The 23331-nt window shown below is 71.4% G+C and carries 21 protein-coding genes and 1 pseudogene; 17 read left to right on the top strand and 5 right to left on the bottom strand.

The genetic code is table 11. The features are described from left to right. Nucleotides 1-1203 (bottom strand): low temperature requirement protein A, encoded by a 1203-nt coding sequence (locus ABZT87_RS11835; RefSeq protein ID WP_355135286.1) that lies wholly within the window; start codon nt 1201-1203, stop codon nt 1-3. Nucleotides 1204-1317: 114 nt separating this feature from the next. Between ABZT87_RS11835 and dnaG the strand changes: the two are divergent. Both dnaG and ABZT87_RS11825 read left to right on the top strand, forming a co-directional pair. Beyond that, a pseudogene (dnaG, locus tag ABZT87_RS11830) lies at nt 1318-3220 on the top strand (DNA primase). Further along, on the top strand, nt 3221-3757 hold the full coding sequence (locus ABZT87_RS11825; RefSeq protein ID WP_355135284.1) for a hypothetical protein: 537 nt from the start codon (nt 3221-3223) through the stop codon (nt 3755-3757). It begins immediately after the preceding pseudogene. Nucleotides 3758-3764: 7 nt separating this feature from the next. Here the strand turns inward: ABZT87_RS11825 and ABZT87_RS11820 are convergent, their stop codons facing one another. Next, on the bottom strand, nt 3765-4778 hold the full coding sequence (locus tag ABZT87_RS11820; protein ID WP_355135282.1) for a TAXI family TRAP transporter solute-binding subunit: 1014 nt from the start codon (nt 4776-4778) through the stop codon (nt 3765-3767). Further along, the gene (locus ABZT87_RS11815; protein WP_355135280.1) at nt 4742-6766 is read right to left on the bottom strand and encodes a TRAP transporter fused permease subunit; all 2025 of its coding nucleotides are present in this window, start codon (nt 6764-6766) and stop codon (nt 4742-4744) included. Before ABZT87_RS11815 ends, ABZT87_RS11820 begins: the two co-directional genes overlap by 37 nt. A gap of 413 nt (nt 6767-7179) precedes the next feature. On the opposite strand from ABZT87_RS11815, the gene ABZT87_RS11810 reads away from it, so the two are divergent. Then, nucleotides 7180-8112 carry an ABC transporter ATP-binding protein gene (locus ABZT87_RS11810; RefSeq protein ID WP_354854623.1) on the top strand — a complete coding sequence of 311 codons (933 nt, stop codon included), beginning with the start codon at nt 7180-7182 and terminating at the stop codon, nt 8110-8112. Nucleotides 8113-8198: 86 nt separating this feature from the next. Here ABZT87_RS11810 and ABZT87_RS11805 read toward each other — a convergent pair whose 3' ends face one another. Next, nucleotides 8199-8426, bottom strand: coding sequence for a flavin reductase (locus ABZT87_RS11805; RefSeq protein ID WP_354854621.1), 228 nt, complete (start codon nt 8424-8426; stop codon nt 8199-8201). A 226-nt stretch (nt 8427-8652) separates the two neighbouring features. On the opposite strand from ABZT87_RS11805, the gene ABZT87_RS11800 reads away from it, so the two are divergent. The 6 genes from ABZT87_RS11800 to ABZT87_RS11775 all read left to right on the top strand — a co-directional run bounded on the left by ABZT87_RS11800 (nt 8653) and on the right by ABZT87_RS11775 (nt 12935). Next, nucleotides 8653-9456 (top strand): helix-turn-helix transcriptional regulator, encoded by an 804-nt coding sequence (locus tag ABZT87_RS11800; RefSeq protein ID WP_354854620.1) that lies wholly within the window; start codon nt 8653-8655, stop codon nt 9454-9456. Continuing rightward, on the top strand, nt 9447-9638 hold the full coding sequence (locus ABZT87_RS11795) for a DUF397 domain-containing protein (RefSeq protein ID WP_354854618.1): 192 nt from the start codon (nt 9447-9449) through the stop codon (nt 9636-9638). Before ABZT87_RS11800 ends, ABZT87_RS11795 begins: the two co-directional genes overlap by 10 nt. Nucleotides 9639-9838: 200 nt before the next feature. After that, nucleotides 9839-10033 (top strand): DUF397 domain-containing protein, encoded by a 195-nt coding sequence (locus ABZT87_RS11790; RefSeq protein ID WP_354854616.1) that lies wholly within the window; start codon nt 9839-9841, stop codon nt 10031-10033. A gap of 215 nt (nt 10034-10248) precedes the next feature. Next, nucleotides 10249-11040, top strand: coding sequence for an ABC transporter permease (locus ABZT87_RS11785; protein WP_355135406.1), 792 nt, complete (start codon nt 10249-10251; stop codon nt 11038-11040). Nucleotides 11041-11049: 9 nt separating this feature from the next. Beyond that, on the top strand, nt 11050-11859 hold the full coding sequence (locus tag ABZT87_RS11780; protein WP_355135278.1) for an ABC transporter permease: 810 nt from the start codon (nt 11050-11052) through the stop codon (nt 11857-11859). A 65-nt stretch (nt 11860-11924) separates the two neighbouring features. Then, nucleotides 11925-12935 carry a YihY/virulence factor BrkB family protein gene (locus tag ABZT87_RS11775; RefSeq protein ID WP_354854612.1) on the top strand — a complete coding sequence of 337 codons (1011 nt, stop codon included), beginning with the start codon at nt 11925-11927 and terminating at the stop codon, nt 12933-12935. Here ABZT87_RS11775 and ABZT87_RS11770 read toward each other — a convergent pair. Next, nucleotides 12901-13056 carry a hypothetical protein gene (locus tag ABZT87_RS11770; protein WP_355135276.1) on the bottom strand — a complete coding sequence of 52 codons (156 nt, stop codon included), beginning with the start codon at nt 13054-13056 and terminating at the stop codon, nt 12901-12903. The genes ABZT87_RS11775 and ABZT87_RS11770 overlap by 35 nt on opposite strands. Nucleotides 13057-13276: 220 nt before the next feature. On the opposite strand from ABZT87_RS11770, the gene ABZT87_RS11765 reads away from it, so the two are divergent. The 8 genes from ABZT87_RS11765 (at nt 13277) to ABZT87_RS11730 (ending at nt 23309) form a co-directional block, all read left to right on the top strand. Further along, nucleotides 13277-14455: an ROK family protein gene (locus ABZT87_RS11765; protein ID WP_354854610.1), complete on the top strand. Its 1179-nt coding sequence runs from the start codon at nt 13277-13279 to the stop codon at nt 14453-14455. Next, nucleotides 14452-16068: a sugar ABC transporter ATP-binding protein gene (locus tag ABZT87_RS11760; RefSeq protein WP_354854608.1), complete on the top strand. Its 1617-nt coding sequence runs from the start codon at nt 14452-14454 to the stop codon at nt 16066-16068. The genes ABZT87_RS11765 and ABZT87_RS11760 overlap by 4 nt, the downstream gene beginning before the upstream one ends. Continuing rightward, nucleotides 16065-17192, top strand: coding sequence for an ABC transporter permease (locus ABZT87_RS11755; protein ID WP_354854606.1), 1128 nt, complete (start codon nt 16065-16067; stop codon nt 17190-17192). The genes ABZT87_RS11760 and ABZT87_RS11755 overlap by 4 nt, the downstream gene beginning before the upstream one ends. A gap of 95 nt (nt 17193-17287) precedes the next feature. Beyond that, on the top strand, nt 17288-18340 hold the full coding sequence (locus ABZT87_RS11750) for a substrate-binding domain-containing protein (protein ID WP_354854604.1): 1053 nt from the start codon (nt 17288-17290) through the stop codon (nt 18338-18340). Between the two features lie 21 nt (nt 18341-18361). After that, a complete protein-coding gene (locus ABZT87_RS11745) occupies nt 18362-19588 on the top strand; it encodes a Gfo/Idh/MocA family oxidoreductase (protein ID WP_355135274.1) in 1227 nt (408 codons plus the stop codon). A gap of 505 nt (nt 19589-20093) precedes the next feature. Next, complete coding sequence (locus ABZT87_RS11740) at nt 20094-21260, top strand: inositol-3-phosphate synthase (RefSeq protein WP_355135272.1); 1167 nt, start codon at nt 20094-20096, stop codon at nt 21258-21260. After that, nucleotides 21244-22251 carry an SCO3242 family prenyltransferase gene (locus tag ABZT87_RS11735; RefSeq protein ID WP_355135270.1) on the top strand — a complete coding sequence of 336 codons (1008 nt, stop codon included), beginning with the start codon at nt 21244-21246 and terminating at the stop codon, nt 22249-22251. Before ABZT87_RS11740 ends, ABZT87_RS11735 begins: the two co-directional genes overlap by 17 nt. 104 nt (nt 22252-22355) lie before the next feature. Next, on the top strand, nt 22356-23309 hold the full coding sequence (locus ABZT87_RS11730) for a sugar phosphate isomerase/epimerase family protein (protein ID WP_355135268.1): 954 nt from the start codon (nt 22356-22358) through the stop codon (nt 23307-23309). Nucleotides 23310-23331 lie beyond the last annotated feature (22 nt).

Raw genomic sequence — 23331 nt, 5'->3', positions numbered from 1 at the left:
TCAGGCGCCGACTGCCGGGTCCTCGTCGAGCTTGCCGAGGGCCCGGCTGAGCAGCACGGCGTACCCGACGATCGCCACCGCGAGCAACAGCAGCATCAGCTTCGGTTCGTGCACCCAGGTGGTGACCACGCCGACCGAGACGATCCCGTACCCGGTGATCGCCAGCCGGCCCGCGCTCGGCCGGCACCACAACCAGGACAGGGCCAGCCCACACAACGTCCAGGCGATCACGGAGGCGGCCAGCACCAGTCGCAGTTCGAGCGGCAGGTGGCGCACGTTGTCGTCGACGAGTCGGACCACCTGGCCGAGGGCCCAGCCCAGCAGCAACAACGCACCGCCGAGCGGAAAGTGCAGGTAGCCGTACGCCTGCCCGCCGCGCAGTCGGCTCTGCAGCACCCGGGTGGTGACGAAGGCGGTGTACGCCCACCAGACGGCCGCCGGTATGAGGAAGGCCAGCCCGGCCGTTAGGATCATGTGCGGTGGAGGGTGATCCGGCACCGCGAAGAGCAGGTTGGCCATCGCGCTGCCCAACACGATGATCGTGAACTGGCCGATGCGTTCCGGCAGGTGCCGGTTGTCCACCGGCCAGTCGTTCAGCCAGCGTCGGCCGACCCAGGGGGTGGCCAGCTCGACGACCATCGCGATGATCCACAGCGTCGGGCGCGACCCGGTGGGGGCGACCAGTGAGGCCAGCCAGATGAGCCAGCCCGTCCCGAAGCCGAGCAGGTAGATCGTGGTCACCGTCCGGGCCATCGGGCTGGTCGGTCGGGCCCGTAGATACAGCAGGAGCAGCACACCCCGCACGACCAGGTATCCCACCGGAAGCAGCACGCTCTCCGGCACCTCGTCGACGCCGAGCGTCATCGCGCCGGCGCCGACCAGGGCGACCAGCACCAGCAGCCGGTGCGGCGCGTCGTCCGGGTCGAACCGGTTGTCGTAGAAGACCTGCCCCAGCCAGCACCACTGCACCACCAGAAACAGCCCGATCACGGCCAGCACGGCCGTCGGCGCCGGGGTCGGGTCGTCGCCGAGCCGACGTACGACGGCCGCCAGCGCGTACACGAAGATGAGGTCGAGGAAGAGTTCGAGCCAGGTGGCATGCCGGTGGCCGGCCTCGTCCTGGGCGGGCGCCACGCCACGCAGCCCCAGCCGCCCGAGGATCCGGCTTCGCCGGCGGGCGCCGTCACCGCGTACCCTGCGCATCTGGTCATGGTCCCCGCGCGGTCCCGGCGGCCGGGCCGGAACGGGTGAGCCCGACGGCGGCCCCCGCCACACCGGTGTCCCCCGGCCGGCGTGTCGTCGGCCCGGCAGGGCAGGATGTACGCCGAGGGGGTGGCGCATGGCTGGGCGGATCCGGGACGAGGACATCGCACTGGTCCGGGAACGCACCTCGATCGGGGATGTGATCTCCGAGACGGTCACCCTGAAGTCCGCCGGCGGCGGCAACCTCAAGGGCCTGTGCCCGTTCCACGACGAGAAGAGCCCGTCGTTCAACGTCTCGCCGGCCCGCAACGTCTGGTACTGCTTCGGCTGCGGGGCCGGCGGCGACGCGATCAAGTTCCTGATGGACGCGGAGCACCTCAGCTTCGTCGAGTCGGTTGAGCGGCTGGCCGGGCGTGCCGGCATCCAGCTGCGCTACGTCGAGGACGACCGGAGCACCCCGCGTCCCCGCCCGCAGCAGGGCCAACGGCAGCGCCTGGTCGCCGCGCACGCCGCCGCGGTCGATTTCTACCGGGCGCAACTCAGCACCGCCGGGGCGCGGCCGGCCCGGGAGTTCCTGGCCAAACGGGGCTTCGACCGGGCCGCCGCCGAGCGCTACGGGTGCGGGTTCGCGCCGGATGGCTGGGACCTGCTCACCAAGCACCTGCGCCAGCAGGGCTTCACCCATCAGGAGCTGGTCACCGCCGGGCTGTCCCGGGAGTCCCGCTCGGGCACGCTGATCGACCGGTTCCGACGCCGGCTGCTGTGGCCGATCCGGGACCTCGCCGGCGACGTGATCGGCTTCGGAGCGCGCAAGCTCTTCGACGACGACGACGGCCCGAAGTACCTGAACACCCCCGAGACGCCGATCTACAAGAAGTCGCACGTGCTCTACGGCATCGACCAGGCCAAGCGGGAGATCGCCAAGCAGGGCCGGGCGGTGATCGTCGAGGGTTACACCGACGTGATGGCCTGCCACCTGGCCGGGGTGACGACTGCGGTGGCGACCTGCGGCACCGCGTTCGGCGCGGACCACATCGGGGTGCTGCGCCGGCTCCTGCTGGACACCGACTCGGTGGCCGGCGAGATCATCTTCACCTTCGACGGGGACGCCGCCGGGCAGAAGGCGGCGCTGCGTGCCTTCTCCGACGACCAGCGCTTCGTGGGCCGGACCTTCATCGCGGTCAGCCCCGACAACATGGACCCGTGCGACCTGCGGTTGGCCAAGGGCGACCTGGCGGTCCGCGACCTGGTCGCTCGGCGCGAGCCCCTGGTCGACTTCGCGCTGCGCCACGAGATCAGCCGCTTCGACCTGGACACCGTCGACGGCCGGGTCGAGGCGATGCGCCGGGCCGCGCCGCTGGTCGCGCAGCTGAAAGACCGGGAAAAACGCCCGGAGTACGTCCGCAAGCTCGCCATGGACCTCGGCATGGAGATCGAGCCGGTGCAGCGGGCGGTGCTCGCCGCCGCCAACACCCCGCCGCCCGGCGGCCGGGACGCCGCACCCGCCCCGCGATCCGCCCCGTCCCGCCCCGAACCGGCGGTGGACAGCCCACAGTCGATGGTCGAGCGCGAGGCGTTGAAGCTCGCCCTGCAACAGCCGGTGCTGGCCGGGCCGATGTTCGACGCGGTCGAGGCGACGGAATACCGCAACCCGGTGCACGTCGCCGTGCGGGCTGCTGTCGCGGCGGCCGGTGGGGCCGCGTCGGCGACCGGCGGCGCCGTCTGGATCGAGAAGGTCCGTGACGCCTGTGACGACCTGGCCTCGGCGGCGCTGGTCGGCGAGTTGGCCGTCGAGCCGCTGCGGATCGACGGTGAAGCGGACCCACGCTACGTGTCGATCACCATGGCCCGGGTGCAGTTCGGGTCGGTGACGGCCCGCATCCGCGACCTCAAGTCGCGCATCCAGCGGATCAACCCGGTCAACAACAAGGACGAGTACTTCGCCGCCTTCGGCGAACTGCTGTCGCTGGAGCAGCATGCCCGGGCGTTGCGCGAGCAGGCCGCGGGAGGGCTCTAGATGGGACTGTTCAGCCGCAAGCCGAAGCTGCCGCCGGCCGACCGGCCACCGTTGGCCGCCGACGAGCGGGTGCTCGCCTGGTCGGCGGCGGGCAACGGCGAGGGCGACGGGGTCGTCGTGGCCAGCAACCTCGGGCTGTGGCTGCCCGGCCGGGGGCACCGCATCGGCTGGCACGACGTGCTCAAGGCGGTCTGGTCCGGTCGGGAGCTGACCGTCACGCCCGCCGAGACGGTCGTCGAGCGCGACGGCTACACCGTGGTCGCCGACGGCCCAGCCGAGACGTACCTGCTGCTCGACCCGGGTGAGCTGCCGCACCAGGTGCGGGCACGGGTGACGCGCTCCGTCGCGTACACCGAACACCAGCCGGTGCCCGGCGGCGCGGCCCGGGTCGCGGCCCGGCGGGTGGCCGGCGTGGACGGTCTGACCTGGACGGTCCGCCTCGATCCCGGCGCACCGGCGGACGACGCGGCCCTGCTCGCCGAGACCGACCGGCTGGTCGCCGCGGCCCGCGCCGCCACCGCGCCGGCCGACGGCTGACCGGCCGTCACTTCGCTCCGAGGTCGTTCAGCGCCTTCTCGGCGCCGCGGTGCAGCGGCACCGGCAGGGTCCTGCGGGCCTTCTCCAGCGAGATCCCCTTGGCCGCCGGGTTGGCCTGGGCCAGGACGTCGCGCTTGTCGAACACCGTCCGGGTGATCGCGCAGGCGACGTTGGCGTCCAGATCCTCGCGGACCAGCAGCACGTTGGGTACGACGATGGTCGGGGTGTCGGTCGCCGTCCGGTACACGTCCCGACCGATCGTGCCGGCCTGGTAGCCGGGGCTCAGCGCGGTCAGCTTCGGCAGCAGGGCCGCGATGTCGACGAACCGCACGGTGTCGCCGGCGGTGGTGAACAGGTCGGTCAGGCCGCCGGTGGGCAGACCGCCGGACCAGAAGAAGCCGTCGATGCTGCCGTCCTTCATTCCCTCGACCGTCTTGGTCAGGTCGAGCCGCTGGGCCTGAACGTCCTTGGCCGGGTCGAGTCCGGCGGCCTCCAGCAGCCGGTTCGCCATCACCTCGGTGCCGGACTTCGGGGAGCCCGTGGAGATCCGCTTGCCGCGCATGCCGGCCACCGAGGTGATTCCCGAGTCCTTACGGACCACCACCTGGGTGTAGTTGTCGTAGAGGCGGGCCAACGCCTGCACCGGCTGCGGCGCGGAGAAGCTGCCCTTGCCCTCGACCGCGTTGACCGCCGTGTCGAACAGCGAGAACGCCACGTCGTACTGGCCGCCGACCAACTGCTCGACGTTCTGGACCGAGGCGCCGGTCTCGGCGGCGGTGCCGGTGAGCTTGCCGCCGGTCGACCCGGACAACTGCCCGGCCAGGGCGTTGCCGATCGGGTAGTAGACGCCTGTCGCGTTACCGGTGGCGATGCCGACCCGGGTCTCCCGGGCCACCTCGCAGGTGACCGCGCTGGACGTGTCGTCCTCGGCGGCGCCGCCCTGCTGGCCACCGCAGCCCGCGGTCGTGACGAGGGCGAGCACGCTCAGGCCCGCCGCGAGTCGTACGTCGATTCGTCGCACAGTTTCTCCTCTGTTGGTGTTCGCGGTCGGCCCGTGGATCCGCGTCGGACGAGCACTCCCGCTGCGGCGATGGCGGCCAGCGCCACGCCGACCGCGACCGGCACGGGTTCGAGCCAGAGCAGGGTGACGCCGGCGAGGGCGCCGAGCACGCGTTCCGGGGCGCCGGCGGGACCCACGCCGGGCAGCCAGCCACCGGCGGCGACGGCCAGCACGGACACGCTGAGCGCCGTCACCACGGCGGCGAAGGCGATCCGCGGCACGCCGCCGATGCCCAGCAGACCGAGGCCGGCCGGCGTGATCACGAACGCGATCGGGATCAGGTAGGCCGGCAGGGCGTAGCGCAGGGTCTGCCACATGGTCGGCACCAACCGGCCGCCGGTGACGGCGGCGGCGGCCACTGCCGCGAGCGCGGTGGGCGGGGACACCTCGGACAGGACCGCGAAGTAGAAGACGAACATCGCCGCGGCGGGCGCTGTCACGCCCAGGTCGAGCAGGGCCGGGCCGACGATCACCCAACCGATCACGAACGAGGCGGTGACCGGCACGGCCAGGCCCAGCAGGCTCAGTGCGACGGCAGCGAGCAGCGCGGTGAGCGCCAGCACGACAGTCGGGTTGGAGGTGGCCGCCTTGGCCCCGCCGACCAGCAGCGCCGCCGCCTGCGGCCCGAGGCCGGTCTTGGTGGTGGTCGCCGTGATGATGCCGGCGGCGGCGCAGACGGCGGTCACCGCGAGCGCGCCGCGCACCCCGGTGACGAGCGCGGTCATCAGCCGGGGTGGCGTGAGCCGGTGCGTACGGTCCAGGAAGGAGAGCGCGGCGGCCAGGAGGGTGGCGAAGACGACCGCCCTCGTCGCGGACATGCCGACGGCGAGGAACACGACGATGGCGATCAGCGAGGCGAAGTGGTAGCCGAACCGGGCCAGCAGGCGCCACGGAGAGCCGACGTCGATCACCACCGGGCGTACGCCCGAGCGGCGGGCGTCGATCTCCACGGAGAGCAGGATGCCGAGGTAGTAGAGCACGGTCGGCACGGTTGCCCAGCTCAGCACCTGCAGGTACGAGACGCCCAGATACTCGGCGATGATGAACGCCGCCGCGCCCAGGGTGGGCGGGGAGAGAATCGCGCCCACACCGGCGGCGGCCAGCATGCCGCCCGCGCGCTCGGCCGGGTAGCCGGCACGGCGCAGCAGCGGCCAGGTGACCGCCCCGATGCTCACCGTCGTGGCGGCCCCGGACCCGGAGACGGTGCCGAGCAGGAAGCCGGAGGCCACCGCCGTACGCCCGGCGGCGGTGCGCGAGCGGCGGAACGCCGCCGCCGACAGCTCGACGAAGAACCGCCCCGCCCCGGACAGTTCCAGAACCGCGCCGTAGATGGTGAACAGCACGATGTACGAGGCCGCCACGTCCAGCGGGGTGCCGTAGAAGCCGCTGTCGGAGTTGTAGAACGCGTCGACCAGTTGGCTGAAGTCGAGCCCGGCGTGGGCTACCGGAAAGGACTGCGGCAGCAGCCCGCCGTAGTAGCCGTAGCCGAGGAACAGCAGGCAGACCGCGGGCAGGATCCACCCGGTGGTGCGCCGGCACGCTTCGAGCAGCAGGAGCAGCAGGATGGTGCCCAGCACCAGATCCGGGGGTGCCAGCAGACCCTGCCGGTCGAGGAAGGCGTTGTAACCGCCGCCACCCGTACCCAGGGGGATCGGTAGGACGGGGTAGAGGCAGGCGGCCACCGCCAGGACGGCCAGTGCCCAGTCCACGGCGGTGGGCCGCGCCAGAGCGCTGCCGTCGCTGTCGCTGTCGCTTCTGCGCCGCCGCCAGGCCGGCATTCGCAGGCCCGCCGGGTGGACCAGGAAGACCGGCGGCAGCATGCCCGCCAGGAAGATGATCAAATAGTATTTGCTGCCCTGCGCCAGAGGGCGGAAGACCTGCCACAGGGCGAGAAGGCCGACCGCCAGCGCCGCTGCGGTGAAGAGTAGGCCGGCCGGCCCGGACAGCACCCGGCCCGGCTTCTCGTCCTCGAACTGGGCGGCCAGCTCCCGGGTGGCGCGCTCGTCAACGGCCCGAGCATCATCGCCGAGCCGCTCGGCCGAATCGGTGCCTTCGGGCGTGCTGGTGTCGGCTGAGCTGGCGTGGGGCGCTCTGGGGCGAGGTGGCGACCCGTTTCCGGCCGGGCCGGGCTCACTGACGGGAGAGTTGGCTGGTCGTGAGGGTGGCGACGAACCGTCGGGCGAACGGATGGGCGACACAATCGGACGATACACGTCGATTGGCTGGTGGGTGGGGCAGCGAAGAGTGTTTGTGTCTCCTCGGGGTATGCACGGCCCGTGCCGCGGCCTTTCGCATGCCGGATCTGCACGCTGGGCCCGAATTTCCGTGGAAAGCTGTCGGATCCGGCCGCTAGGGTCGGGCGGTGACTTCGGGGCGACCACTGATTCAGGCTCGTGGGCTGGTGAAGCGGTTCGGTGACTTCACCGCCGTCGACGGCATCGACGTCGAGGTGCGTTCGGGTGAGGCGTTCGGTTTCCTCGGGCCCAACGGCGCCGGCAAGTCCTCCACCATGCGAATGGTCGGCTGCATCTCTCCGCCGAGCGGCGGTGAGCTGCGCATCCTCGACCTGGATCCGGTCCGCGACGGGCCGGCGATCCGGGCCCGGCTCGGCGTGTGCCCGCAGATGGACAATCTCGACCCGGAGCTGAGCGTCCGGGAAAACCTCACGGTGTACGCCCGCTACTTCGGCATCTCGCGCCGGGTCGCCCGGGAACGGGCCGCCGAGCTGCTCGACTTCGTCCAGCTCACCGAGCGGGCCGACAGTAAGGTCGAGCCGCTCTCCGGTGGGATGAAGCGCCGGTTGACCATCGCCCGCGCCCTGGTCAACGACCCGGAGATCGTGCTGCTCGACGAGCCGACCACCGGGCTCGACCCGCAGGCGCGGCACCTGGTGTGGGAGCGACTGTTCCGGCTCAAGCAGCAGGGCGTGACGCTGGTGCTCACCACGCACTACATGGATGAGGCCGAGCAGCTCTGCGACCGGCTGGTGGTGATGGACGGCGGGCGGATCGTCGCCGAGGGCTCACCCCGGGCGCTGATCGAGGAGCACTCCACCCGCGAGGTGGTCGAGCTGCGCTTCGCCGCCGAGTCGCAGGAGCCGTTCGCCGGCAAGCTCGACGGTGTGGGGGAGCGGGTCGAGGTGCTGCCCGACCGCGTCCTGCTCTACGTGCCCGACGGCGACGCGGCGGTCGCCGAGGTCGGCGCGCTGGGGCTCAACCCGGCCAACGTCCTGGTGCGGCGCAGCGGCCTGGAGGACGTCTTCCTGCACCTGACCGGCCGCACCCTGGTCGACTGAGCCCGTGCCGCCGCTCGCTTCGCAGATCTTGGACAGTTTCCGTTAGCTGCTAACGGAAACTGTCCAAGATCTGCTCTAGGTGTCGTTCATCGGGCTCTTGCCCAGGTGAGGAAGCGGTCGCGTAGTTGGTCGGTGCCGGGGAGGTCTCCGGTCGCCTCGTCGAGCAGCGTCGCGAGGTAGATGAGCAGGCCGGTCCGGTTCTCGCGGTACTCGCCGAGCAGTGCCAGGCGAGCCGGGGAGCAGGGCCACGCGGCACCGCAGACCCGGCAGCGCCACGACGGTCGCGCCGCCACGTGCGAGCGGTAGCGGGGCATCGGAGCCTCCCTTTCTCGTGGACCGGCGTGCTCGATGGATGGGAGCGCCCCGGATCGGGGGTCACGGGGCGCCCCGGCCTGGTTCCGCCCGCCGTCCGATCCCGTGAGCGGTCCCGCTGCGTGACAGTCTGCTGAGGACGCGACTACCGTGGGAGGTTCCGCGCGCCGACGACCAGCGCGTACGGTGATCGGCCCGGCACGGTACGAGGATGTACGGAGGGTGTCCGTGGAGAGTTCGTCCATGCTGGAGCATTTCGCCGAGGAGCTACGGCTGGCCCGGGCTGCCAGTGGCATGTCCCAGGCGACGCTGGCGGAGGCGCTGAGCTACTCCGGGGCACTGGTCGCCAAGGTGGAGACCTCCGAGCGCCGGCCGAGTCTGGACTTCGCGCGCCGGTGCGACGCCGTGTTCACTGCCGACGGGCGCTTCGAGCGCATCCAGCGGCGGATCAGCCGCGAGGCCGTGGTGCCGTGGTTCCGCGACTGGGCGGGCATCGAGCAGGAGACCACCGCGCTGCGTTCGTTCGAGCCGCTCTACCTGCCGGGCTTGTTGCAGACCGAGGGCTACGCCCGCGCCATCCTGGCCGGTGCCGGGCTCTTCGCGGCGGATGAGGTCGAGCAGCAGGTGACAGCCCGGCTCGACCGGCAGGCCGTGCTCACCCGGGACCGGCCACCGCTGCTGAGTGTGGTCGTCGACGAGTACGCGCTGCGCCGCAGCGTCGGCGAGCCGGAGGTGATGAGCGAGCAGTTGCGGCACCTGGCGAAGCTCGGCTCGGCCCTGCCCCGGGTCAGAATCCAAGTAGTGCCGCTGTCCGCCGGTGCTTACGCTGGGCTCGATGGCCCCTTCGTGATCGCCACCACCGCGACCGGTGAAGATGTGGTCTACCTGGACGGGCAGCGCCACGGGCAGGTCATCGACCGCGCCGAGTACGTGCGGCAGATGGTCGAGGTGTGGGAGTCGATCCGGGGTGAGGCACTATCGCAGCAGCAGTCCCTCGAACTGATCGTGGAAATGGCGGAGACATGGAGCTGACCGGCGCCCGGTGGCGCAAGAGCAGTCGCAGCAACGGCAGCGGCGGCAACTGTGTGGAGGTTGCGGAGAATCTGTCGGGGGTGGTGGCCGTTCGTGACTCGAAGGATCCGGCTGGCCCGGTGCTCGTCTTCGAGCCCGAGGCGTGGCGCGCGTTCGTCGGGCTCGGTGCCGGTGTCCGGTAGGTCCCCGGCCCGGTAAATCCCTCGGCGGTCGCGCGGTCCGACCGCCTGGGCCTGCCCAGTCCCAAGGTCAACTCGGCTTCCTGAAAACCGGGGTGTCCGCGGGACCGGGATACCCCGGTTTCCAGGAACCCGAGTTGATCTGCCATGAGGCACTACCGCAGCAGCAGTCATCCGACGGGAGCGCAGGAAGTGGCGGAGACATGGAGCTGACCGGCGCCCGGTGGCGCAAGAGCACCCGCAGCGGCCCGGATGGCGGTAACTGCGTGGAGGTGGCCGACAACCTTCCGGGGCTGGTGGCCGTTCGTGACTCGAAGGATCCGGCTGGCCCGGTGCTCGTCTTCACGCCCGACGCGTGGGGCACGTTCGTCGGGTCCGACGCTGTCCGGGCGATGTGATCGACTCCGGATCGGCGATACGGCGGTGTCCGGGCGACGGGATGGCGCCACATCGCCGATCTGTAGTGGATCATCGCGCCGGCAGGCCGCCGGCAGGCCGTGGGCGTGGCGCGCGACCCGGCGGAAACCCGGGCGACACGTCGACGGGGTCGCCGTAGGGTGACCGGCGGCCTGTCGTACCCCGGGGGTAGGAAGGTCGGGGACGGGGGGTGGTCATGGTGAGTGTGGCGCAGCGGACGCGGTTGCCCTGGGTGCCGGCGTACGCGGTGTTCGAGCACTACCTGGTGAATCTTCGTCGCACCTGGCGGGCGGGGGTGTTCTCGTCGTTCCTGCTGCCGGTGCTGACCGTGCTCGGCTTCGGGCTGGGCGTCGGCGCGTACATCGACCAGGGCGTCGACGGGGTGCGCTACCTCGACTGGCTGGTCCCCGGGCTGATCGCCTCGACGGCGCTCCAGGTGACCGTGGGCGACTCGACGTGGCCGGTGTTCAGCAACTTCCAGTGGGTCAAGATCTACTTCGCGCAGACGGCGTCGCCGCTACGGGTGGGCGACATCCTGGCCGGGCACCTGGCCTTCGTGCTGTTCCGGGTGCTCACGACGATCGCGGCCTTCCTGCTGGTCACCGGGGTGTTCGGGGCGTTGCGGTCGCCGTGGGCGGTGGCCACCCTGCCGGTGGTGGCGCTGCTCGGGCTGGCCGGGGCCACGCCGACGTTCGCGTACGCCGCGGTGGTGTCCAGCGACAGTTGGCTGGCGATGCTGTTCCGGTTCGCGGTCATCCCGATGACGCTGTTCGCCGGCGTGTTCTTCCCGGTCGAGTCGTTGCCGGAGGCGCTGCGCTGGCTGGCGTACGCGACTCCGCTGTGGCACGCCGTCGACCTCTGTCGTGCGGCGACGCTCGGTGTCGCCCCGCAGTGGTCGATCGGCGGGCACCTGCTCTACCTGGCTGCGTGGGCGGCCGTCGGTTGGCTGCTGGCGCTGCGCGCCTTCCGCCGCAAGCTCGTCGTCTAGGGAGATCTCGTGGTCACGCTGGTCCTGCCCCGGCTGGTCGACGTCTCCGCCGCGTCCCGGCGGTCGGGGTCGGTCATCGAGCGCAATCTCGCCGCGCTGAAGTCGGTCTACTGGCTGCTGCTGCTCTCCGGCTTCGTGGAGCCGCTGCTCTACCTGCTCTCCATCGGCGTGGGCGTCGGGTCGCTGGTCGGTGACCTGCCGCTGCCCGACGGGCGGCTGGTGTCGTACGCCGCGTTCGTCGCGCCGGCGATGCTGGCCGCGTCCGCGATGACCGGGGCGCTTGCCGAGACCACATTCAACTTCTTCGGCAAGATGAAGTACATGAAGCTGTACGACGGGATGATCGCCACCCCCGTACGGCCGTTCGAGATCGCCCTCGGTGAGCTGAGTTGGGCGATGTTGCGAGGCAGCGCCTACTCGGCCGCGTTCCTCGGGGTGATGGTCGCGTTGGATCTGACCAGCGTCGTCCACGCGCTCACCGCGCTGCCCGCCGCAGTGCTGGTCGGGTTCGCGTTCGGGGCGCTCGGCATGTCGATCTCCACCTTCATGCGCAGCTGGCAGGATTTCGACCTGGTGGCGTCCGCGCAGTTCACCCTGTTCCTCTTCTCCGGCACCTTCGTGCCGGCGCAGGCGTACCCGACCCTGCTGCACTGGCTGGTCGAGGTCACCCCGCTGTACCGGGCCGTGCACCTGATCCGTGGCGTCGCGCTCGGCACCGGGGGTTGGCTCTGGCTGCTCGACGTGCTCTACCTGCTGGCGATGCTGGCGGTCGGCCTGCTGGTGGCGTCGCGCCGGATGGGCAGGTTGCTCTACCCGTAGGTGTTATCAGCCGCTGTTCGCGGGGCATGTCCTGGGGGCGACACCGCCGACGAAGAGGAGGGGCGATGGCCTCCGACGAGACGTCCGCCCACCGTGAGCGCAGCGGGCCGGTCGGGCCCGACGCTGGGCCGGACAGCCCCACCGATCTGCCCGGCAGCGGCTGGAAGGCCGCGCTGCGCCGCACGGTCACCGAGTTCCAGGACGACAGCCTGACCGACTGGGCGGCGGCGCTGACCTACTACGGGGTGCTGTCCATCTTCCCGGGCGTGCTGGTGCTGATCTCCATCCTCGGCCTGCTGGGCACCAGCGCCACCGAGGGCGTCAAGGAAACGGTCAACCAGGCGGTGCCCAACGAGAGCATCCAGAAGATCATCGAGGATGCGATCAACCAGGCCCGGGACAGCGGAGGCCTGGCCAGCGTCGCGGCGATCATCGGTCTGCTGGCGGCGTTCTGGTCCGCGTCGGGCTACGTCGCCGCGTTCATGCGCGCCTCGAACACGATCTACGACGTGCCGGAGGGCCGGCCGATCTGGAAGACGCTGCCGATCCGGGTCGGCGTGACGGCGGTGATCGGCGTGCTCCTGCTGGCCTGCGCGGTGATCGTGGTCTTCACCGGCCGGCTCGCCGAGGTGGTCGGGGACGTGGTCGGCCTCGGCTCGACGGCCGTCACGGTCTGGGACGTCGCCAAGTGGCCGGTGCTGCTGCTCCTGGTCAGCCTGATGTTCGCGATCCTCTACTGGGCCTCGCCGAACGCCCGGCACGGCGGGTTCCGCTGGGTCAGCCCGGGTGGCGTGCTCGCTGTGGTGATCTGGCTCGTGATTTCCGGTCTCTTCGCCTTCTACGTGAGCAACTTCGGCTCGTACAACAAGACGTACGGTGCGCTGGCCGGCGTGATCATCTTTCTGGTCTGGCTCTGGCTGAGCAACATCGCGATCCTGTTGGGCGCCGAGTTCGACGCGGAGTTGGAGCGCGGCCGGGCCATCTCGGCCGGCCACGCCGTCGACGACGAGCCGTACCTCGAACTGCGCGACGACCGCAAGCTCAGGAAGAAGCGGAATTCGGCTGCCAAGCGCTGACCTGATCGCACAGCAGCTGCTCCCGCAGCCGCAGCGCCCCGACCTGGTTCTGCACCTGCTTGCGGACGGCCCACGGCCCGGCATCGTCCCAGCACGCCTCGACCAGACGTGTGACGTCCATCACCGCCCGGGGGGCGGGAGCGCGAGGCGCTCCCGCCCCCCGGTTCGTTTCCGCAGGCCCTTTTCTTGATCCACTATTAGCTTTTGCTCTTACGGACAAAAGTTGCCACCGGAACGGTCGAAGCTCTGGACAGGCGGTGCGGAACGCTCCTACTGTGTCGGACACAACACCTCGGCGTTGCGTCGATGTGAACGAGTTCGATGAAGAGGTGAACTCCCCGGTGCGGACCGTCGAGCCCCTGCACGTCCGACTGTTGCGGTTGCTCCGCGACGAGGGAGCCGTGTCCCGCGCCGAGCTGGGCGACCGCCTCCAGATGCCCCGCCCGCGCCTGTTGGCCGAGCTGGACCGGCTGGTCGCCCTGGGTTACGTCGCCGAGGCCGGGCTCGCCGCCTCCCGGGGCGGGCGTCGCTCCACCCTGGTCGAGCTGAACCCGAAACTGCGCTTCGCGGCCGTCGACCTGGGCGCCAGCTCGATGGACGTCGAGGTGGTCAACGGTCGGCTCGAACCGGTGGCCCACTACGCCGAGCCGGCCGACATCCGCAATGGACCGAAAGTGACCCTGCAACGGGTCAACGAGCTGCTGCACAAGGCCCGGGTCGACGGCGCGTACGAGCGGTTGGACGCGGTCGGCATCGGGGTGCCCGGCCCGGTCAGCTTCCGCGACGGTGTCCCGGTCTCGCCGCCGATCATGCCGGGCTGGGATCGGTTTCCGGTCCGCGAGCTGCTCAGCCGGGAGCACGGCTGCCCGGCGGTGGTCGACAACGACGTCAACATCATGGCGATCGGTGAGCGGCACGGCGGGGTCGCCCACTCGGTGGACGACTTCCTCTTCGTGAAGATCGGCACCGGTATCGGCTGCGGCATCTACCTGACCGGCGACGTCTACCGCGGCACCGACGGCTGCGCCGGGGACATCGGCCACATCCAGGTCGACTCGCACGGGCCGATGTGCTCGTGCGGGAACGTCGGATGTCTGGAGGCGCTGTTCAGTGGTGCCGCGCTGGCCAAGGAGGCGACCGCCGCCGCCCGCAGCGGGGCGTCGCCGGCACTGGCCGAGCGGCTGGGCCTGCGCGGCGTGGTGACCGCTCTGGACGTCGCCGAGGGCGCGGTCGAGGGCGACGTGACCTGTATCCAGCTGATCCGCGACGGCGGGCGACGGGTCGGCGGAGTCCTCGCCGGTCTGGTGAGCTTCACCAACCCGTCGATGATCGTGATCGGCGGTGGGCTGGCCCAACTCGGGCACATCCTGCTCGCCGAGATCCGCAGCGTGGTCTACCGCCGGTCGCTGCCGCTGGCCACCGGCAACCTGCCCGTCGTGCTGTCCGAGCTGGGTGGTCGGGCCGGCGTCGCCGGCGCGGCCGTGCTCGCCAGCGACGTCGCCTTCGGGGAAGCATCATGAGCGAGGAGGAGACCGTGGCCCTGTCCGACGAGACCGCCACCACCGGGTCGGCCGACGCCGACGCGCCGCTGGTCGAAGCTCCGCCCGACACCGTCGCGGGCGAGGTCGTCCTGCGCCTCACCGACGTGGTCAAGACCTTCCCCGGCGTACGCGCCCTTGACGGTGTGCAGCTCGAGGTACGCGCCGGAGAGGTGCACTGCCTGCTGGGGCAGAACGGCGCCGGCAAGTCCACCCTCATCAAGGTGCTGGCCGGAGTGCACCAACCGGATTCCGGGCTCGTCCAGTGGCGCGGCGAACCGGTCACCTTCGCCAACCCGCAGGCCGCCATGAAGGCCGGCATCGCCACCATCTACCAGGAACTCGACCTCGTCGAAGACCTCTCGGTCGCGGAGAACGCGTTCCTCGGGCACGAGTACCGCAGCCTCGGCTTCGTCCGGCGCGGCCGGATGGCCCGGCACACCCGGCAGATCCTCAGCCGGCTGGGTCACGGCGAGATCCCGCCCGGGCGGATGGTCCGCTCCCTGCCGGCGGCCGGCAAGCAGATCGTCAGCATGGCCCGGGCGCTGTCGCACGAGGCGCGACTGATCATCATGGACGAGCCGAGCGCGGTGCTGGCGCACGACGAGGTCGGCAACCTGTTCCGGATCATCCGCGAGCTGGCCGCGCAGGGCATCGCCGTCATCTACATCTCCCACCGTCTGGAGGAGATCCGCGAGATCGGCGACCGGGTCACCGTACTCAAGGACGGCCGGACCACGGCGGCGAACCTGCCGGCACGCGACACCCCGACCCGCGACCTGGTCAGCCGGATGACCGGCCGGACCATCGAGTACGTCTTCCCGGACCGGCCGGCCGACGACACCGCCGGCGCCGACCTGCTCCAGGTGGACGGGTTGACCCGCACCGGCGAGTTCGCCGACGTCTCGCTGAACGTGCGGGCCGGGGAGATCGTCGGCATCGCCGGCCTGGTCGGCTCCGGCCGGTCCGAGCTGCTGGAGACGATCTACGGCGCCCGGCTGGCGGAGGCTGGCACGGTGCGGATGGACGGCAAGGTGCTGCGCCCCGGCGTCGGTGCGGCGGTGCGGGCCGGCATGGGCATGGCCCCGGAGGAGCGCAAGAGCCAGGCGCTGCTGCTCGGCGAGCCGATTTACCGCAACGTCACACTCGCCACCTTCGGCCGGTACGCGCGGCTCGGCTTCACCAACGCGGCGGCGGAACGCGCCGAGGCGGACCGGATCGCCGAGACCCTGGAACTGCGGCCCCGGGACGTCGACCGGCCGGTACGCACCCTGTCCGGCGGCAACCAGCAGAAGGTGGTGGTCGGCCGATGGTTGCTCGGCGGCACCAAGCTGCTGCTCCTCGACGAGCCCACCCGGGGCGTGGACGTGGGCGCCCGGGCCGAGCTGTACCAGGTCATCCGATCACTGGCCGCGCAGGGCGTCGGCGTGCTGCTGGTCTCCAGCGAGGTACCCGAGGTGCTGGGCCTCGCCGACCGGGTGCTGGTGATGCGGGAGGGCCGGGTCGTCCGCGAAGCCGCGGCCGGCGAACTCGACGAGAACACTGTGCTTGACCTCGTGATGGCGGGGTCCTTGATGGAAGGCGCACCGGCATGAGCGACGCGACTCCCACACCCACCGCGACACCGGAACGCCCACAGCTTCCGGCGCAGTCGCCGCCGGTGGACCCCGCGGAGACGGCGGTGACCAGCGACAAGGCCGCATCCACCGGCAAGCTCTCCTGGTGGCGGGGCGACGGCGGCGACGGCGCGAAGCGCAACCTCGGTCTGATCGGCGTGCTGGCCGCGCTCATCGTGGTCGGTGCGGTCACCAAGCCCGAGCTGTACGGCGACCCCACCTGGGTCTGGAACAACGTGCTGGCGATCCTCCAGCTCGCCTCGGTCGTCGGCGTGGTCACGGTCGGCATGACCTTCGTGATCATCGGCGGTGGCATCGACCTGTCGGTCGGAGCGATCGTCGCGCTGGCCGGGGTCTGGTGCACCACGGTGGCCACCCAGAGCTACGGCGCTGGCGGCATGATCTTCGCGGCCCTCGTGGTCGGTATCTGCGTCGGCCTGGTCAACGGCGTCCTCATCTCGTACGGCAGGTTGGTGCCCTTCATCGCGACCCTCGCGATGCTGGTGGCCGCGCGCGGCCTGGCGGCGTCGATCTCCAACAAGCAGACGCAGGTGTCGAGCAGCACGTTCATCAACGACATCGCGGCCCGCAAGGTGATCGGCATCCCGATCCTCGTCTACATCCTCGGCGCGGTGGTGGTGGCCGGGTGGGTCCTGCTCAACCGGACGACCTTCGGCCGGCGGACGGTCGCCGTGGGCGGTAACCCGGAGGCGGCCCGGCTGGCCGGCATCAACGTGCGCCGGCACACCATGCTGCTCTACGCGCTCTCCGGTCTGTGCTGCGGCATCGCCGCCATCATGCTCACCTCGCAGGCCACCTCGGCGCAGGCGGCGATGGCCAACCTGTACGAGCTGGACGCGATCGCCGCGGCGATCATCGGCGGGACGCTGCTGAGCGGGGGGCGCGGCACGATCGTCGGCTCGCTGCTGGGCGTCATCATCTTCGCCACGATCACGAACCTCTTCGCCATCAACGGCCTCTCCATCGAGGCGCAGAACATGGTCAAGGGCGGCATCATCGTCGCCGCCGTCTTGATCCAGCAGTTCCAGTTCAAGTCCGTCACTCGGCTCCTCGCGCGGAACAGGGTCACCACCGCAACCTGACGCACCGCACCGTTGTCCAGGCGACGTCGAGATCTTCGACAGTGGCCGGGCCTCGCACACCCTCATCCCTAAAAAACGCTCCCAGGAGGTCGTTCATGACCCAGCACAGTCGCGACCTGTCGCGCCGCCGGTTGCTCTTCGGTGGAGCCGCGGTCGGCGCCGCCACCCTCTTGACCGCCTGCACCAGCAACGAGACACCGGCCGCCAGCACCCAGACCAAGGCCGCCGGCAACGCCGAGGGCAACAACGCCCCGGGCAAGAAGGTCGTCATCGGCTTCTCCGCCCCGGCGGCCGACCACGGCTGGATGGGCGCCATCCACGCCAACGCCAAGGCCCAGGCCGCGGCGTACTCGGACGTGGAGTTCAAGGAGGTCGACGGCGGGTCGAACTCGGAGGCCCAGCGCTCCACGCTCGGCACCCTGATCGCCCAGAAGCCGGACATCATCGTCGTGCTGCCGCACGACGGCAAGGAGGTCAACGCCGTTGCCCTCCAGGCCATGCAGGCCGGCATCCCGATCGTCAACCTCGACCGGGCGTTCCCCGACGCGCTGGCCTCCCGGCTGGTGATCAAGGGTGACAACTACGGCATGGGCGTCTCGGCCGGGCACTTCATCGGCAAGCAGCTCAAGGACAAGGGCGTCACCAACCCGGTCATCGGTGAGATCGCCGGTCTGGAGATCCCGCTGACCGTCGAGCGCAGCGAGGGCTTCAAGGCGGCCCTGGCGACGTATGGGTTCAAGGTCACCAACCGTCGTTCGGCCGAGTTCACCCCGGACAGCGGCCAGCGCGAGGCGGCCCAGCTCCTCCAGGCGTTGCCGAAGATCGACGCGATCTGGAACCACGACGACGACCAGGGCATCGGTGTGCTCGCGGCCATCAAGCAGGCCAACCGGTCGGAGTTCTTCATGGTTGGCGGTGCCGGCTCCAAGCTCGCGATCGACGCGATCAAGGCCGATAACTCGGTGCTGAAGGCGACGGTGACCTACAACCCGTCGATGGCGTCCTCGGCGATCTCGCTGGCGCGGCTCATCGCGCAGGGTCGGGGCCTGGGCGACCTGACGGAGCTGCAGGTGCCCAAGGAAATGACCCTCGCCTCCGAGACGATCACCAAGGAGAACGCGAGCAGCTACGACAAGCTCGGGTTCTGACATACCGGGGGGAGACCCACCTTGTCCACGACAGACAGAGAACTGCGGATCGGCATGGTCGGTTACGCGTTCATGGGCGCCGCGCACTCGCAGGCGTGGCGCACCGTGAACCGCGTGTACGACCTGCCGGCACGGGCCAGAATGGCGCTGATCTGCGGCCGCGACACACCGAAGGTGGCCGAGGCCGCCGACCGGCTCGGCTGGGACGCGTACACGACGGACTGGCGTGACGTGATCAACTCCGCCGACATCGACGTGGTTGATATCTGCACACCCGGCGACAGTCACGCCGAGATCGCCCTCGCCGCACTGGCGGCCGGCAAGCACGTCCTGTGCGAGAAGCCGCTGGCCAACACAGTGGCGGAGGCACGGGCGATGACCGCCGCGGCGGACACCGCCCGCGCCGCCGGGGTGCGGTCGATGTGCGGGTTCAACTACCGCCGGGTCCCCGCGGTCACGATGATGCGCCAGATGGTCGCCGACGGACGACTCGGGGTGATCCGGCACGTCCGAGCGACGTACCTGCAGGACTGGATCGTGGACCCGCAGTTCCCGCTGGTCTGGCGGTTGCAGAAGGACAGGGCGGGCTCCGGCGCGCTCGGTGACATCGGTGCGCACATCATCGACCTGACGCAGTTCGTCGTCGGTCAGCGGATCACCGGCGTCAGCGCGATCACCGAGACGTTCGTGAAGGAGCGGCCGTTGCCGGCCGGGTCGAGCGGGTTGGCGGCCACGGTGGACGGCAGCGGATCGGTCGACGGCAACGGCTCGGCCACCGGGCCGGTCACCGTCGACGACGCCGCGATCTTCGTGGCCCGGCTCGACGGCGGCGCCCTGGCGACGTACGAGGCGAGCCGTTTCGCCACGGGCCGCAAGAACGCCCTCCGAGTCGAGATCAACGGCTCGCTGGGCAGCGTGGTCTTCGACCTGGAGCGCCTCAACGAGTTGGAGTTCTACGACGCCACCCGGCCTACCCTGGAACAGGGCTTCAGCCGGATCCTGGTGACCGAGAGCGACCACCCGTACATGTCGGCGTGGTGGCCGCCCGGCCACATCATCGGCTACGAGCACTCCTTCACCCACCAGATGCGCGATCTCATCGAGGCGATCGCCACCGGCACCGACCCAGCGCCCTCCTTCGCCGACGCGTTGCAGGTCCAGCTCGTGCTGGACGCGGTGACCCGTTCGGCGGACGTCGGTTCCTCCTGGACCGACGTGGAACCGGCGCTGACCGCGGTGGCCGTCTGACCCCCTGACCATCCGCGACGGCGGTGTTCGCGCCGCCGTCGCCCGACCGGCTTTCCGGAGCCGACCGGCGAGGGACCGACCGCGGTTTGCGCCCCGCGGTCGGGACGAGGTCGGCTCCGGAGAGTGTGCAGCCGGGCCGCGTGGCCCGGTGGCGCACGAGCAGGACGGTCGTCCGGTGCGACCGGACCGGGATTCCCCGGCCGCACCGGAGGACCGCCACCACCTGAGACGTCCGGTCGGGGCACGCCAACGCCCCGGCCGGCCGGATGCGGGGGAGGCAGGGTCGAGACGCCGACCGACCCTGCCTGCCAGCCCCGTCTGCCCGCACCCGTACCGGAAACCGGTCCGTCGTCGTCGCCGCCGACGCCGACGCCGGATCCGGTGTCGTTCCGGTACGGGTCGGGCGGGCGGGGCCCATCCGCCAAGGCCGTAGCTTTTCGAAAAATATTCTGATATTCCTATATTTAAGTACACCGACGGTTCCTCCTGGACGGGAAGGAGCACCATGCGAACGGGTGTCTGGCTGGTAGGAGCACGCGGTTCGGTCGCGACCACCAGCATCGTCGGAGGGCTCGCGCTGCGGGCCGGCCTGGCCGGGCCGACCGGCTGCGTCACCGAGTTGCCGGATCTGCGCGGTCCCGCCCTCCCGTCCTTCGCGGACCTGGTCTTCGGTGGGCACGATGTGGCCACCACCCCGTTGAGCAAGCGCGCGGAGGCCCTCGCCGACACCGGTGTGATACCCGGTCGGCTGGTCGCCGCGCTCCCCGACGAGCTGGCCGCCGTCGAGCAGGAACTGCGTCCGGCCCCGCTCGGCGGCACCCAGGCCGACCGGGTCGCGACCGTCGTGGGTGACCTCACCTCCTTCCGTGCGCGCAACCGGCTGGACCGCGTGGTCGTGGTGAACGTCTCCGCCACCGAACCCGCACCTCGACCGCACCCCGGGCACGCCGACCCGGCCGCGCTGCGTGCCGCCCTCGCCGGCCCGGACGAGGTGCTGCCGCCCAGCTCCCTGTACGCGTACGCGGCGCTGCTGGCCGACTGCCCGTACGTCGACTTCACCCCGTCCACCGGGCTGCGGCTGCCGGCGCTGGCCGCGCTGGCCGACGAGCGGCGCCTGCCGTACGCCGGGCACGACGGCAAGACCGGTGAGACCCTGGTCAAGTCGGTGCTCGCGCCGATGTTCGCGATGCGCAACCTCGCCGTGCGCTCCTGGTTCGGGATGAACCTGCTCGGCGGCGGCGACGGCGCCACCCTCGCCGACCCGGCCGCCAACGCGGCCAAGGTGCAGAGCAAGCAGCGCGTGCTCGGCGAGACGCTGGGCTACGTCCCGCAGGGCAACACCCGCATCGAGTACGTCGAGGAGCTGGGCGACTTCAAGACCGCCTGGGATCTGATCACGTTCGCCGGCTTCCTCGGCACCGGGATGCGGATGGAATTCACCTGGCACGGCTGCGACTCCGCGCTGGCCGCGCCGCTGGTGCTCGACCTGGCCCGGCTCACCGCCGCCGCGCACGCCGCCGGGCACGTGGGGCCGTTGGCCGACCTGGGCTTCTTCTTCAAGGACCCACTCGGCTCGCCCACCCACTCGCTGGCCGAGCAGTGGGCCCGGCTGACCGACTTCACCCAGCGGTTGCACGCCGGTCTGGACGGTGGCCATGCCCACGCTGGCTGACGTGGCCGAGCTGGTCCGGGCGCCGGCCGCGCTCTCGGTCCCCGGTGACGTGGTCGCCGGCGCGGCGGCCGCCGGCGCGTTGAGCCCGCGTACCCCCGCCCTCGCCGGCGCGTCGGTGCTGCTCTACTGGGCCGGCATGGCCGCCAACGACTGGGCCGACCGGGAGTTGGACGCCGTCGAACGCCCCGAGCGGCCGATCCCCAGCGGCCGGGTCACCCCGGCCGCCGCGCTGGGCCTCGCGGCCGGCCTCACCGCCGCCGGCGTGGGCCTGGCCGCCGCCGTGGGCGGTCGCCGCGCCGCCGCGCTCGCGGTGCCGCTGGCCGCCAGCATCTGGGGGTACGACCTGCTGGCCAAGAACACCGCCGCCGGCCCCGCCGTGATGGCCGCCTGCCGAGGGCTGGACGTGCTGCTGGGCGCATCCGGCGGCCACCTGTGGCGGGCGCTCCCCTCGGCGGCGACCGTGGCGGCCCACACCTGGACGGTCACCACCCTGTCCCGGCGCGAGGTCACCGGCACAGACGCGGCCCTGCCGATGCGGACCCTGGCCGGCACCGCCCTGGTCGCCGCCAGTGCCGCCATCGCCGTCCCCGGCGCTCGTCGCGCTGTCGTGCCCGGTGTTCGTGGCGCTGCCGTCCCCGCCGTCCGTGGCGCTGCCGCCCCCGGCGCCGGGGCTGCCGAAGCTGCCGGGGCCGACGGGCGGGCCGTCGTGGGCGGGGGCCGGGCCCGGTCGGCCGGGTTCGCCGTCGCGCTGCCCGCGCTGCCCGCGCTGCTGGCCGGGTGGTACGCCGCCCGGTACGGCGCCGCCCAGGCCCAGGTCGTCCGGGATCCCTCGGCCGGGAAGGTCCGCGCGGCGGTCGGCGCGGGGATCACCGGCCTGCCCGCCCTGCAGGGAGCGCTCACCGCACGCGGCGGCGCCGGCCTGCTCGGGCTGGCCGTCGCGGCGGCGGCGCCGCTGGGCCGTCGGCTGGCCCGGAAGGTCTCCCCGACATGACCGTGCCCCGGCCCCGACCCTCCCAGCCCGAAACCGCTCGGCCCGAAAGCGCTCGGCCCGGAACCGCTCGGCCTCGACCCGCGCCGTCCGGCAACGGGACGGTCGTGCCGCCGAGCGGCGACGCGACGACGCTGCGCCTCGGGTACGGCACGAACGGTTTCGCCAACCACCGGCTCGACGACGCGCTCGCCGTCCTCGCCGACCTCGGCTACGACGGCGTGGCGCTCACCCTGGACCACGACCACCTGGACCCGTTCGCACCCGGGCTCACCCGCCGGATCGCCGCGGTCGCCCGGCGGCTGGACGCGCTCGGTCTGGGGGTGGTGATCGAGACCGGGGCCCGCTATCTGCTCGACCCGTGGCACAAGCACGCACCGACGCTGCTGCACGACGACCCCACCCGGCGGATCGAGTTCCTTCGCCGGGCGGTGCGGATCGGCGCTGACCTGGGGGCGGAGGCGGTCTCGTTCTGGGCCGGTGTGCGGCCCGAGACGGTGTCACCGCAGTGCGCCTGGGACCGGCTGGTCGCCGGCTGCGCCAGCGTGATCGACGCCGCCGACAGCGCGGGCGTCACCCTCGGCTTCGAGCCGGAGCCGGGCATGCTTGTCGAGAGCATCACCGACTGGCGTCGACTGCACGCGGCGCTCGACGCGCCGGCCCGCTTCGGCATCACCCTCGACATCGGCCACTGCCGGTGCCTGGAGCCGTGGCCGGTGCCGCAGTGTGTCGCCGAGGTGGCCGACCACCTGGTCAACGTGCAGATCGACGACATGCGCCGGGGCGTGCACGAGCACCTGGAGTTCGGCACCGGTGAGATCGACTTCCCGCCGGTGCTGGCGGCCCTGGCCGAGGCCGGCTACCGCGGGCTGGTCGCCGTCGAGTTGCCCCGCGACTCGCACGCCGCACCGGACGTGGCCGCCCGGTCCATTGATTTCCTGCGCGCCGCGGCGGCCACCTCAACAATCGGTGACCGCCGGCGACAGAAGGTACCCGCCGACGCCCTTTGCTCTGCTTCAACGGACGCAACAGATCGGGACACCAACCGTCGCGTGGAGTGAAGCAGAGCAAAGGACGCGCTCG

The organism is Micromonospora sp. NPDC005237, from assembly GCF_040607775.1.
Classification (GTDB): domain Bacteria; phylum Actinomycetota; class Actinomycetes; order Mycobacteriales; family Micromonosporaceae; genus Micromonospora.
This window is presented reverse-complemented; position numbering and strand designations above follow the sequence as displayed.